11 protein-coding genes are annotated in these 12,811 nt (G+C 74.5%); 6 read left to right on the top strand and 5 right to left on the bottom strand.

The genetic code is table 11. The annotated features are described in order from the left end of the window. Positions 1-234 precede the first annotated feature (234 nt). Together K7G61_RS18775 and K7G61_RS18770 are read left to right on the top strand one after the other, a co-directional pair. Positions 235-591, top strand: a complete 357-nt coding sequence (locus K7G61_RS18775; protein ID WP_225848035.1) for a VOC family protein — start codon at positions 235-237, stop codon at positions 589-591. A 267-nt stretch (positions 592-858) separates the two neighbouring features. Beyond that, on the top strand, positions 859-3,246 hold the full coding sequence (locus K7G61_RS18770) for an excinuclease ABC subunit UvrA (RefSeq protein ID WP_225848034.1): 2,388 nt from the start codon (positions 859-861) through the stop codon (positions 3,244-3,246). Positions 3,247-3,414: 168 nt separating this feature from the next. Here K7G61_RS18770 and K7G61_RS18765 read toward each other — a convergent pair whose 3' ends face one another. Beyond that, positions 3,415-4,353: a VCBS repeat-containing protein gene (locus K7G61_RS18765; RefSeq protein WP_225848033.1), complete on the bottom strand. Its 939-nt coding sequence runs from the start codon at positions 4,351-4,353 to the stop codon at positions 3,415-3,417. Between the two features lie 233 nt (positions 4,354-4,586). On the opposite strand from K7G61_RS18765, the gene K7G61_RS18760 reads away from it, so the two are divergent. From K7G61_RS18760 to K7G61_RS18750, 3 genes are all read left to right on the top strand, one after another. After that, the gene (locus K7G61_RS18760) at positions 4,587-5,369 is read left to right on the top strand and encodes a flavin reductase family protein (protein WP_225848032.1); all 783 of its coding nucleotides are present in this window, start codon (positions 4,587-4,589) and stop codon (positions 5,367-5,369) included. Between the two features lie 273 nt (positions 5,370-5,642). Further along, positions 5,643-6,941, top strand: a complete 1,299-nt coding sequence (locus tag K7G61_RS18755; RefSeq protein ID WP_225848031.1) for a M14 family zinc carboxypeptidase — start codon at positions 5,643-5,645, stop codon at positions 6,939-6,941. A gap of 135 nt (positions 6,942-7,076) precedes the next feature. Next, complete coding sequence (locus K7G61_RS18750) at positions 7,077-7,973, top strand: YhjD/YihY/BrkB family envelope integrity protein (RefSeq protein ID WP_225848030.1); 897 nt, start codon at positions 7,077-7,079, stop codon at positions 7,971-7,973. A 21-nt stretch (positions 7,974-7,994) separates the two neighbouring features. Here the strand turns inward: K7G61_RS18750 and K7G61_RS18745 are convergent, their stop codons facing one another. Together K7G61_RS18745 and K7G61_RS18740 are read right to left on the bottom strand one after the other, a co-directional pair. Beyond that, positions 7,995-9,020, bottom strand: coding sequence for an aspartate-semialdehyde dehydrogenase (locus tag K7G61_RS18745; RefSeq protein WP_225848029.1), 1,026 nt, complete (start codon positions 9,018-9,020; stop codon positions 7,995-7,997). A 102-nt stretch (positions 9,021-9,122) separates the two neighbouring features. Continuing rightward, positions 9,123-10,049, bottom strand: a complete 927-nt coding sequence (locus K7G61_RS18740; protein ID WP_225848028.1) for a dihydrodipicolinate synthase family protein — start codon at positions 10,047-10,049, stop codon at positions 9,123-9,125. A gap of 85 nt (positions 10,050-10,134) precedes the next feature. Here K7G61_RS18740 and K7G61_RS18735 point away from each other — a divergent pair, with 85 nt between their 5' ends. Then, positions 10,135-10,545 carry a GNAT family N-acetyltransferase gene (locus K7G61_RS18735; protein ID WP_225848027.1) on the top strand — a complete coding sequence of 137 codons (411 nt, stop codon included), beginning with the start codon at positions 10,135-10,137 and terminating at the stop codon, positions 10,543-10,545. A gap of 47 nt (positions 10,546-10,592) precedes the next feature. On the opposite strand, the gene K7G61_RS18730 is transcribed toward K7G61_RS18735, so the two are convergent. Both K7G61_RS18730 and K7G61_RS18725 read right to left on the bottom strand, forming a co-directional pair. Further along, a complete protein-coding gene (locus tag K7G61_RS18730; RefSeq protein ID WP_225848026.1) occupies positions 10,593-11,723 on the bottom strand; it encodes an aminoglycoside phosphotransferase family protein in 1,131 nt (376 codons plus the stop codon). Between the two features lie 140 nt (positions 11,724-11,863). Continuing rightward, positions 11,864-12,682, bottom strand: a complete 819-nt coding sequence (locus tag K7G61_RS18725) for an HAD family hydrolase (RefSeq protein WP_225848025.1) — start codon at positions 12,680-12,682, stop codon at positions 11,864-11,866. Positions 12,683-12,811: the final 129 nt, after the last annotated feature.

Here is a 12,811-nt window from a genome sequence, read left to right as displayed (position 1 = left end):
TGTCCTCGACGAGCGAATCTAGGCGGGGGACACCGCGGGCACACTCCTGCTGACCACCGTCCTGGCCCTGGGGGCAGCCCCCGTACAGCCGGCAGGGAACCGGTCAGGATTCGAGAAGCGGCCCCGTCCGGGCCGCGCCTACCGTGAGGGGCAGGCCGGCGCGCCGCCGACCTGCCCGGATCGACCGATTCCCGGGCCTCTGGTCCGCCTGGACCACGACCTCACGGAGCCACCATGAGCACCTCGTCCACCCAAGGGATCAAGACCGTCCTGCACCCCGTGTCCGACCTCGACAAGGCCAAGGACGTGTACACCGCGCTGCTCGGCGTGGCGCCGGCCACGGACTCGCCCTACTACGTCGGCTACGAGGCGGCGGGCCAGCAGATCGGGCTGGTGCCCGCCGGCGGCCCGCAGAGCCCGGAGGCGGTGACCGCCTACTGGCACGTACCGGACATCGAGGCGAAGCTCGCCGAGGTGACCGCCGCGGGTGCCATCGTGAAGCAGTCCCCGCGCGACGTCGGCGGCGGCCGCCTGGTGGCCACCGTCAGCGACCCCGACGGCAATGTCCTCGGGCTGATCCAGGACCGCTGACCGCCCTTCCCCGAAGGGGTGCCCCGAGCGGTTCCCGCTCGAATCGACGGGGGAACTCGCGCGGGGCGGACGTAGCATGCGGAGCCGGCCGCCCCGGGCCGCGCGGCCCGGGGCACGGGGCACGGGGCCACGGGGCACCGGCAAGGGGCACGGACCGCCGGATCGGCCCCGCAAGCCCCCGTACGACCCGCCACGGCCCGGACCCGGACCGCCACGGCCCGGACCCCGACCGCCGGACCGGCCCCGCACAGCACACAGGGAGACAGGATGAGCACGGCCCCGACGGACCCGCGGCCATCGTCGCCGCACGCCGCCGACAGCCACGATCTGATCCGCGTGCACGGAGCGCGCGAGAACAACCTCAAGGACGTCCACGTCGAACTCCCCAAGCGCCGGCTGACGGTCTTCACCGGTGTCTCGGGCTCGGGCAAGAGCTCGCTGGTGTTCGACACGATCGCCGCCGAGTCGCAGCGCCTGATCAACGAGACGTACAGCGCGTTCGTGCAGGGCTTCATGCCCGCGTCGGCGCGGCCGGACGTCGACGTCCTGGACGGGCTGACCACCGCGATCACCGTCGACCAGCAGCGGATGGGCGCCGACCCCCGGTCCACGGTCGGCACCGCCACCGACGCCAACGCGATGCTGCGGATCCTCTTCAGCCGGCTCGGGCACCCGCACATCGGCTCACCCAAGGCGTACTCCTTCAACGTCGCCTCGATCAGCGGGGCCGGGGCGGTCAGCGTGGAGCGCGCCGGGAAGACGGTGAAGGAGCGGCGCAGCTTCAGCATCACCGGCGGCATGTGCCCGCGCTGCGAGGGCCGGGGCACGGTCACCGACCTCGACCTCGACCAGCTCTTCGACGGCTCCAAGTCGCTGAACGAGGGCGCCATCACCGTCCCCGGCTACAAGGGCGGCGGCTGGAACTCCCGGCTCTACGCCGAGTCGGGACTCGTCGACCCGGACAAGCCGATCCGCGACTTCACCGAGAAGGAGCTGCACGCCTTCCTGCACCACGAGCCGGTCAGGATGAAGATCGCGGGCATCAACATGACCTACGAGGGGCTGATCCCGCGCATCCAGAAGTCGATGCTGGCCAAGGACCGGGAGGGGATGCAGCCGCACATCCGGGAGTTCGTGGACCGGGCGGTCACGTTCACCACCTGCCCACGTTGCGAGGGCACCCGGCTGACCGAGGCGGCCCGGTCGTCGAAGATCAAGGGCGTCAGCATCGCCGACGCCTGCGCCATGCAGATCAGCGACCTGGCCGCGTGGGTGGGCGGCCTCGACGAGCCCCGGCTCGCGCCGCTGCTGGCCGCGCTGCGGCAGACCCTCGACTCGTTCGTGGAGATCGGCCTCGGCTACCTCTCGCTCGACCGGCCGGCGGGCACGCTGTCGGGCGGGGAGGCGCAGCGCGTGAGGATGATCCGCCACCTCGGCTCCTCGCTCACCGACGTGACGTACGTCTTCGACGAGCCCAGCATCGGCCTGCACCCGCACGACATCCAGCGGATGAACGGCCTGCTGCTGCGGCTGCGGGACAAGGGCAACACGGTGCTGGTCGTGGAGCACAAGCCGGAGGTCATCGCGATCGCCGACCACGTCGTGGACCTCGGGCCCGGCGCGGGGACGGCGGGCGGCACCGTGTGCTTCGAGGGCACCGTCGAGGAGCTGCGGGCCGGCGGCACCCTCACCGGGCGCCACTTCGACGACCGGGCGAAGCCGAAGGGCGTGGTACGCGAGCCCACCGGCGTCCTGCCGATCCGCGGCGCGACGACCCACAACCTGCGCGGCGTCGACGTCGACATCCCGCTCGGGGTGCTCGTCGTCGTCACCGGCGTGGCGGGGTCCGGCAAGAGCTCGCTGGTGCACGGATCGATACCGGCCGGGGCGGGGGTCGTGTCCGTCGACCAGACCCCGATCCGCGGCTCGCGCCGCAGCAACCCGGCGACGTACACCGGGCTGCTCGACCCGATCCGCGGCGCGTTCGCGAAGGCCAACGGCGTCAAGCCGGCGCTGTTCAGCGCCAATTCCGAGGGCGCCTGCCCCAACTGCAACGGCGCCGGGGTCGTCTACACCGACCTGGCGATGATGGCCGGGGTCGCCACGACCTGCGAGGAGTGCGAGGGCAAGCGGTTCGAGGCGTCGGTGCTGCGGTACCGCCTCGGCGGCCTGGACATCAGCGAGGTGCTGGCGATGCCGGTGGCGCGGGCGGAGGAGTTCTTCGGCGCCGGGGAGGCCGGCGTACCGGCGGCGCACCGGATCCTGCGGCGGATGGCCGACGTGGGCCTGGGCTACCTCACCCTCGGCCAGCCGCTCACCACGCTGTCCGGCGGCGAGCGGCAGCGCCTGAAGCTGGCCACGCACATGTCCGGCAAGGGCGGCGTCTTCGTCCTGGACGAGCCGACCACGGGCCTGCACCTCGCCGACGTCGAGCAGTTGCTGGGCCTGCTCGACCACTTGGTCGACTCCGGCACGTCGGTGGTCGTCGTGGAGCACCACCAGGCGGTGATGGCGCACGCCGACTGGATCATCGACCTGGGACCGGGCGCGGGCCACGACGGCGGCCGGATCGTCTTCGAGGGCACGCCCGCCGACCTCGTCGCCGCCCGCTCGACCCTCACCGGGGAGCACCTCGCGGCGTACGTCGGCGCCTGAGACGGCCGGCGGGACCCCGGCGCCCACGCGAAAGGCCCGCGGGCCGGAAGGAGACTTCCGGCCCGCGGGCCAAAGGCGCGCCCGCCGTGGCGCGGCGCCGTCACGGCGGTGGTGCGGGCCGCGGCGCCGGGCGCGGACGGATCGCGCGCCCGGCACCGCCGGGGCCGATCAGAACAGGTAGTTGTACGTGTTCCAGCCGGTGCCGATCTGCACCCGCTTCTGGTACGGGGCGCTCGCGCTGCCGGTGCCCTTGTACAGCCACAGGACGCCCTTGTAGTCGCGGGCGATCAGGTCGTTGTGGTAGTCGGCATTGGTGTCGCCGAGCCCGAGGATCTTGTTGTAGGTGTTCCACCCGCTGCCGATCCTGGTGCGGGCGGTGAACGGCGCCTTGTAGTTGCCGGTGCCCTTGTACAGCCACAGGACGCCGGACGAGTCGCGGGCGACGATGTCGGGCTTGCCGTCACCGGTCAGGTCGTCGCGGCCGGCGATCTGGTTGTAGGTGTTCCAGCCGCCGCCGACCTTGACGCGCTTGGCGAAGTTGCCGTCGCTGTACGACAGGTACTCCCACAGCACGCCGCTCTTGTCCCGGGCCAGCAGGTCCGGGTTGGAGGCGCCGCCGATGTTGCCCGGCGTCACGAAGGCGTTGTAGACGTCCCAGCCGTTGCCGATCGGGTCGCCGGCGTCGGCGGACGCGTCACGGAAGATGCGCAGCGTGCCGCCGAATCGGGCGTACGTGTAGACCGTCCCGTTGCCGGCGGGGTTGTTCTTGAAGAACGCGCTCGCGTTGTTCATGCCGTAACCGGTCTGATCGCGGTGGGAGAAGTCGCCGGGCGCGTAGCTCCACATCCGGCCGGCCGAGTCGCGGCCGTCGATGCCGAACGACCAGGTGGTCAGCGCGGCCGTGTTCGGGCTCTGCGCGCTGAAGGCCGTCTTCGCGGAGTGCACGGGCTGGGCGGTCTCCGCCTTGCCCGCCGCCTGCGTGCCCTGGCTGGCGCTCGCGGCGACCGTGGTGCCGAGGGCGAGGGCCAGCGCTCCCGCGGTGACCGCGGCCAGCTTCGCGGTGACGCGGCGGCCGGAGCGGGCGGGGCGGGACTGATGCGAGTTCACTTGGGGTCCCCCTCATGGGATTGTTCCGTGCTTCGCGCGGGTAGAACTCCGCGACGGAAGCCTCCCGACGCTATCGCCTCGCGGCCCCCCGAAGCCCCACCGCTTCGTCATAGGTCCGTCACAGTTTTGCCCCGGAGCAGTCACGTCGCCCCCCGCCGCCCGCGTCCGGCGGGCCGACAGCGAGGTCCGAAAGCCGCCAGCCGAGGGGCCGTCGGCGTGGCGAGACTGGCCGCATGACCACCGAGCACACCCGCCTCGACGGCGCCTCGACCGCACCCGGCGCCCCCGCCGTATCCGATGCCCCCGCTCATGTCCGGATCGAGCCGGGCATCCTCTACTTCGGCACCCCCGTCGTCCTGATCTCGACCGTCAACGAGGACGGCGGCCCCAACCTCGCCCCGATGTCCTCCGCCTTCTGGCTGGGCTGGCGGGCGATGCTGGGCCTGGGAGCGCGTTCGCAGACCGCGCGCAACCTGCTGCGTACCGGCGAGTGCGTGCTCAACCTGCCCGACGACACGCTCGCCGGCGCCGTCGACCGGCTCGCGCTGACCACGGGACGCGACCCGGTGCCCGAGGGCAAGGCCGCGCGCGGATACCGTTACGTGGGCGACAAGTTCGGCCGCGCCGGACTGACCCCCGTCCCGTCGCGGACGGTGGCCCCGCCGCGGGCGGCGCAGTGCCCGGTGGCGATGGAGGCCGTGGTCGAGGCCACCCACCCGCTCGCCGCCGACGACGAGAAGCAGCGCGGCGGCATCCTCGTCTTCGAGGTGCGCGTCCAGCGGGTGCTGGTGCACGAGCGGATACGGATGGCCGGCTGCCACGACCGCGTCGACCCCGACGCGTGGCGGCCGCTGATCATGAGCTTCCAGGAGCTGTACGGACTCGGCGGCCGGCTGCGGGAGTCGACGCTCGCCACCATCCCCGAGGACATGTACCGGGGTCCCGACATCGCCCGCTCGCGTACCGCCGCGACCGCCCCCGCGACCGCCCCCTCCACCGCCCCCGGGCGCCCTTGACACCCGTTCGCGTCCTGATGAGTCTGGGGCATGCGCGCGACGGGGTCCGTGCGAGCCGGACGAGCGGCGTGACCGGCACGGCACCGGATGCACGGGGGGCGGCACGGCGGTACGGGGCGGCGGCACGGGGGGCACTGGCAGTTACGGGGGGCGGCACCGGCAACACGACCGGCACAACAGCACAGTTGGACCGGCACCTGGCGCAAGCGGATCCTCCCCCACGGCTTCGCATGGGGGTGCCACCGGACACAGCACGGACGAGGAGGAGCCGTCATGCGCGGGCCGGATGCCTATCCCACCGTGTCCGGGGTCGCGGCCGCGGCCCGCCTGCTGACCCGGCGCCACCCGGACCTGTGCCGGATGCGGCCGGCCGGCGAGTCGCGGGCGGGGCGTCCGCTGTGGCTGCTGTCGGTGGGGCACGGCGGGCGGCACGTGCTGGTGGTCGCCGGCCCGCACCCGGACGAACAAGCAGGCGGCGCGACCGCGCTGTGGCTGGCCGAGCATGCCGTCCGGAACCGGCGGCAGCTCGCCGAGGACGATCTGACCTGGCACTTCCTGCTGTGCCTCGACCCCGACGGCATGGTGCTCAACGAGACCGGCCCGGCCGGGCCGCGCCCGCCCGCGGTCCACTACCGGCACGTCTTCCGCCCGGCGGCGGCCGAACAGCCCGAGTGGGCGGGCTCGTTCCGGGCGCCGGGCGACGAACTGCCCGAGACGCTCGCCCTGCTGGCGGTCATCGACGAACTGCGGCCGGTGCTGCAGTGCTCGCTGCACGGGACGGACGTCGGCGGCGCCTGGATACAGCTCACCGCCGACATCCCCGGGTTGTCGGAGCCGTTCGGCAAGTACGCGGCCGAGCTCGACATCCCGGTGCAGACCGGCACCTATGACGCGATCTACTGGCCGTGCGCCGGGCCCGGGGTGTTCGTGATGCCGCCGCCCGGCGCGCAGGAACGCTTCTCCAGCGAGCCGGAGAACGCCAAGGGCTCCACCTGGAGCCGCCCGCACCGCCACGGCGGGGCGACCGCGCTGTTCGAGGTCCCCATGTGGGCCTCCCGGCGCGTCGCGGACCCGGCGCCGCACCCCGACCCCGGCTACGCGGTCACCCTGCTCGCCTCCCGGCTGCGCAAGGACGGCTCGGCCGCCGCCGAGGCCCTGGAGCGGGCACTGCCCCTGCTGCCCGTCCTCGACGGCCCCCAAGGCGCCCTGCTGCGGGGTGTCGAGCAGGCGGTCGGCGCCTTCCCCGGGCTCGCGGACGACTACGAGGGGCTCGCCGGCCGGTCCCCCGTACCGCTGACCATGGCCCACATCGCCGCCCTGGACATCGCCGCCCGCCGCATACCGCTGCGCGCCTGCGGGATGCTGCTGCGGCTGCTGGACCGGGCCGGCCTGGACGACGCCGACGACGCCCGCGACGGCGAGGGCGCCCGCCTGCGGACCGGCCTGGAGCGGCGGCTGGACGCCGGCGCGCGGGACCTGGTGGGCGTCATGGACGGGAAGTGGGTGCCGGTCGGCGACCAGGTCGAGCTGCAGGCGCGGGCGGTGCTGGCGGCCGTGGACCTGCTGTCGTAGCACCCGGCCGGCGGCCGGAACCCACGGCTGTGGCACCCGGCTGGCGGCACGTCACCGACACCTGGTGGGATGGGAGTTGCGCGGGGGGAACCCCGGCCGGTATCCACTGCGGTAACGCTGCGGAAAGGTGACGCCATGGCCGGACTGAAGGGCGCCTGGAAGCGGTCCGTGATCGGGCGGCTGTGGAAGCAGGCGGTCCACATCGAGCTGATGCACCGGTCGATGGGCTTCGCCGCGCTCGGCTTCGTCACGCTGATGCCGCTGCTGGTGGTGGTGGCCGCGGCGACGCCCTGGGAGCACCGGCCCGGTTTCGCCCAGTGGGTGGTGGACGGGATGGGCCTGGACCAGCGCGGGGCGACGAGTGTGCGCGGGCTGTTCGCGGCGCCGCGCACCATCCTCAGCGCGACCAGCGCGTGGAGCCTGGCCTCGCTGGCGTACTTCGGGCTGACCTTCGTGGCCAGCGTGGAGACCGCCTACCGCAAGATCTGGGACCTGCCGGGCGGGGCCTGGCACCGCGACTGGCGCCGCACGGTGTGGCTGGCCGTCCTGACCGGCTACCTGTTCTGCGAGGCGCAGAGCGCGACCGTCATGGGCAGCGGCCTGGTGTCGCGGGCGGTGCGCATCGCGGCGACCTTCGTCCTCGGCGTCGCCTTCTTCGCCTGGGGCCAGCGGTTCCTGGTCGGCGGCGGGGTGCGGGTGCGCACCGCCCTGCCCGGCGCGGTCTTCACGATGCTGGGCCTGGCCGGGCTGCGGGTGTTCTCGCAGTTCGTCTTCGCCCGCATGACCGTCGCCAACGCCGACACCTACGGGCCGGTCGGCACCGTGCTGACGGTGGAGACCTGGCTGGTCGGCGTCGGCTTCGTCGTCTTCGGCGGCGCGCTGCTCGGCCGGCACGTGCGCGACGCCCACCGGCTGCGGCGGGGCGGCGAGATACCGCGCCCGCGGCAGCCGGAGGGGTGGTACGAGGTCGCCGAGGACACTCCGCCCGAGCTCATCTGGCGCTCGGACGGCGGGGGCGGGGCCTTCGACTGACGGCCGCCGGGCCTCTGACGGCTACCTCGCCTCGGCCGCCACGAGCTCCGCGATCTGGACGGCGTTCAGGGCCGCGCCCTTGCGGAGGTTGTCGTTCGAGACGAACAGGGCGAGGCCGTGGTCGACGGTCTCGTCCCGGCGGATGCGGCCCACGTACGAGGCGTCCTTGCCGGCGGCCTGGAGCGGGGTGGGGATCTCGGAGATCTCCACGCCGGGCGCGTCCGCGAGGATCTCGTAGGCGCGGGCCACGTCCAAGGGGCGGGAGAAGCGGGCGTTGATCTGGAGGGAGTGGCCGGTGAAGACCGGGACCCGCACGCAGGTGCCGGACACCTTCAGCCCGGGGATCTCCAGGATCTTGCGGGTCTCGTGGCGGAGCTTCTGCTCCTCGTCGGTCTCGAACAGGCCGTCGTCGACGATCTTGCCGGCCAGCGGGAGGACGTTGTACGCGATCGGGCGGGCGTAGACGCTCGGCTCCGGGAAGTCGACCGCGCCGCCGTCGAACGTGAGGCGGTCGGCGGTCTCGGTGACCTTCAGCGCCTGGGCGTGCAGTTCGGCCACGCCGGACAGGCCGGAGCCGGAGACCGCCTGGTAGGTGGTGGCGACCATGGAGACCAGTCCGGCCTCCCGGTGCAGCGGCTTGAGGACCGGCATGGCGGCCATGGTGGTGCAGTTGGGGTTCGCGACGATCCCCTTGGGGCGGTCGGCCAGCGCGTGCGGGTTGACCTCGGAGACGACCAGCGGCACCTCGGGGTCGCGCCGCCAGGCGGAGGAGTTGTCGATCACGACCGCGCCCTGGGCGGCGACCTTCGGGGCGAGTTCGCGGGAGGTGGCCCCGCCGGCCGAGAAGAGCACGATGTCCAGGCCGCTGTAGTCGGCGGTGGCCGCGTCCTCGACGGTGACCGGGGTGCCGGCCCAGTCCAGGGTCCGCCCGGCCGAACGCGCCGAGGCGAACAGCCGCAGCCGCGTCACCGGGAACTCGCGCTCGGCCAGCACCTGGCGCATGACGCCGCCCACCTGTCCGGTGGCTCCGACGATTCCGATCCTCATGCGGTCTCTCTCCGATCTGCTACGCGGCTGACGGTGGGCGCCCCTCCCCGCCCGTGCCCGCTTCGAGTATCACCCCGGCGGAAGGGAGGGCGCGCGAGGGTTTCAGGGGACGAGACGCCCCCTGGCGGCGCCCGCGCGGGCGCCCTCGTACGCGTCCGGTCCGGCCAGCGTGTCCAGGGCGCCGAGCGCGTCCTCGAACGCCTCCCGGCTCGCGGGCAGCAGCGGCAGGCGGACGTCCGGGGTGGGGATGCGGCCCTGGGCGTGCAGGACCGCCTTGACCACGGCCGGGTTCGGCTCGCGGAACACGGCGGCGGCCAGCGCGGCCAGGCGGTGGCCGAGCGCGGCGCGGTCCGGACCGGTGCCGCCGCCGGACGCGAGGTGCGCCCAGGCCGCGGTGGCCAGGTGCGCGGAGGCGAGGACGGCGCCGTGGGCGCCCAGCGCGAACAGGGCCGGAGCGAGCACGTCGTCGCCGGCCAGCACCTCGAAGCCGTCGGGCAGGGCGCCCATCAGCTCCACGGTCTGCCCGTCGACGCGGCCGGTCGCGTACTTCACGCCCGCCACGCCCGGGATCCCGGCGAGCTCGGCAAGGGCGGCCGCGGACAGCGGCTGGGCGGTGCGGTAGGGGACGTGGTAGACGAGCAGCGGTACGGGGCTCGCCGCGGCCAGCTCGCGGAAGTGGGCGACGACCCCGGCCTCGCCGGGGCGCAGGAACGACGGGACCGTCACCAAGGCGGCGTCCGGCACGACGGGAAGGGCGGCGAGGGCGGCGAGCCCGGCGGCGGCCCGCCGTGTGCCGCTCGCGCCGACGCCCACCACGAAGCGGGCGCCGCGCTCGTCGCAGACCCGGCCGACGACGGCCGCCACCTCGGCCCGCTCCCCGTCGTCCAGGGCGGCCGGCTCCCCGGTGGTGCCGAGCGCGACCAGGCCGCCGGCGCCGTCCGCCAGCACCTCGTGCGCGAGGTCCTCCAGCGCGGCGGCCGCCACCCGCCCGTCGCTCCCGAAGGGCGTGATCAGCGGTACGTGGATCATGTCCCCGAGTCTCGCCCGCACCGATACAGAAGGTCCAGTTAATTGTCGTGCAGGGAACCCTTAAGCAGTTCTACGCTGCTGCCCCATGTACGAGATCTCCGCCGATCCGGCCCGCCTCGACGTTCCCCGTGTCCACCGGTGGCTGTCCACCGACGCCTACTGGGCGCTCGGCCGCCCCCTCGCCAAGCAGGAGGCGGCGATAGCCGGCTCGCTGAACTTCGGCGCGTACCACTCCGGGACCGGCGAGCAGCACGCGTACGCCCGCGTGGTCACCGACCGCGCCACCTTCGCCTGGCTGTGCGACGTCTACGTGGACCCCGCCGTCCGCGGCCAGGGCGTCGCCACCCTGCTGCTGACCGCCGTCCGCGAGCACCTCGCCCCCTACGGCCTGCGCCGGATCATGCTCGCCACCGCCGACGCCCACTCCCTTTACGCGAGGTTCGGCTTCGAGCCCCTGTCCGACCCGGAGAAGTGGATGACCCTGGGCGGGCGGTGACGGCCCGCGGACGAGGCACGCGTACGGGGCCGGTAGCGCCCCTCGCCTCACGGCCGGGCGCCGGCCCGGCGCCGCGCCCACGCCAGCAGTGCCCGCTCCACCTCGGTCAGGGTCGGCACCCGGTCCAGCCGCAGCGGCGCCGCGGCCCGCCACAGCGCGTCCCGCACCCATCGCGCGGCCGCGTCCAAGGCGGCGGGTTCGGGGTGCTCGCTCAGGCCGTGGGCCGCGCGCAAGGTGTCGGCGTACAGCGACTGGGCGTACTCGTAGCCGATGTAGACGGGCAGGTCGTCGGCCAGGCCGGCGGCCGCCGCGGGCTCCACGGCGTCCCGCCAGGCACGGACGGCCTCGTCGCGCTGGTCGTCCGGGTAGCGGGTGCGCACCAGGTGGACGGCCAGGTCGTGCAGCGGATCGCCCCACAGGGCCAGCTCCCAGTCCACGACGGCCAGGTCGCCGTCGTCGCGGACGATCAGGTTGCCGCGGTGCAGGTCGGCGTGGAGCAGGGCGAAGGGCCGCCGGGTCAGCGCGGGCAGCCGGGCGGCGTAGTCGTCCAGCGCGCGCTCCGGCACCCCCAGCGCCCCCAGCAGCCCGCCGAAATCCGCCTCGTGCGCGCCCCTGACCCGCGTGTCGGTGAACCGGACCCGGCCGAGCAGGAAGGCGCGCGAGTCGCCGTCGGCGGCCCAGCCGGCGGGCAGCGGGGGCAGGTCGGCGAGGCGGACCGCGCCGAAGGAGGCGAGGTGCGCGGCGACGGCCTCGACGTACCGCCGCTCCAGCGGCTTGCCCGGCGGGCACACCTGCGACAGCGCGACCCCGGGCACGTACTCGTGGACGCACGCCTCGCCGGCGCCCGCGTAGTGGCGCGGGGTGCCCCGCACGGCCTCGGTGCGGTCCAGCGCCGCCAGGATGGCGCCCTCGTCGGACCAGGCCCGCTCCACGACCGTCAGCGCCCCGCGCCGCACGCGGACCTTCAGCGGTGTGCCGGGGTCGACGTCCAGCAGCCGGGCGTGGCCGCCGGCCCGCTCCAGGACGTAGTTGCTGTTGTGGAACCCGGCGAGGGGGCGGCCGCGCGAGACGGCGTCGGTGAGCAGCCGCTGCCAGGGGCCGGCCGCGGAGCCGGGGCCGGGGGCGGTGCCGCCCGCCTCGCCGGTCCCGGCCGCCGTCGCCGTTCCAGAACTGCCCAAGGCGCCTCTCCTGTACGGTCGGCCACTGCACGATCACGGTCCGGCCGGCGGTACGACGGTCCGGCAGACGGAAGACTAGAGGGCCGCGGGACGGGTGGGCGTCGTGGGGCTGTGTCGCGGACGCGGGCGCGCCGCGGGTCTCACTCCTCGGACGGTCCCGGCACGGCGCCCAAGGTGCGGGCGGCGCTCACCAGCGGTGCCATCCCCACGACCACCGGGTGCGGGACGTCGCGCCGCAGCCGGGCCACGCGGTCCGGGCTGCGGGCGTAGCCGAGGAAGCGCACGCCGGCGGCGACGGCGGCCTCCGCGTCGGCCGGCGAGTCCCCGATCATCAGGCAGTCCCCGGGCGGCACGCCGAGCGCGGCGACGGCCCGCAGCAGGCAGTCGGGGTGCGGTTTCATCCGCGAGGGGTCCTCGGGGTCGCGGCCGAAGACCCGGTCGCCGAACCATGCGTCGAGCCCGTGCGCCTTCAGGTAGGCCAGGACGGCGCGGGGCGCGTTGTTCGTGGTGACGGCCGGCACCCTGCCGCTGTCCGCCACGGCCCGTACGAAGGCGCCGGCCCCGGGCGTCGGCTCGGCCGACAGCGCGGCCACCTCCTCCTGCTCCGCCAGCAGTGCCTCAAGGTCGGCGACGATCTCCCGGCCGCGCGCGGCGCGCAGCAGCCCGTGCGGGTCGCGCAGGGCGGCCCGGACCGGACCGGGGTCCGCGATCCCCGCGCGCTCGGCGAGCAGCTCGCGCATCCGCAGCGCCACCCCGTCCGCCGGGTGGCCGGCGAACAGCCGGCACATGGGTCCGTCGAAGTCCAGCAGCAGGCCGCGCGCGGCGGCGAGCAGGGCGGGGCCGCCGGACCGGTCGAACTCGGCGAAGGCGTCGAACCCGGGGAACCCGGGGAACTCGGGGAACTCGGGGGCCGCGGGAACCTCTGGGGCCCCGGGGAACCCGTCGTGCGCGGAAGTCACCTGTCGAGTCTCGGTGGACACCGGTCCGGCCGCCAGAGCCCGCCGCCCCGGGCTCGGGGCGGGTCCGCCGGGCCGCGGCGGCTCCTGGCCGGGGTCCCGTGACGGCTCCTGGCGAGGCTCTTTCGACGG

It is taken from the genome of Streptomyces sp. HPF1205 (assembly GCF_020400825.1).
Lineage (GTDB): Bacteria > Actinomycetota > Actinomycetes > Streptomycetales > Streptomycetaceae > Actinacidiphila.
This window is presented reverse-complemented; position numbering and strand designations above follow the sequence as displayed.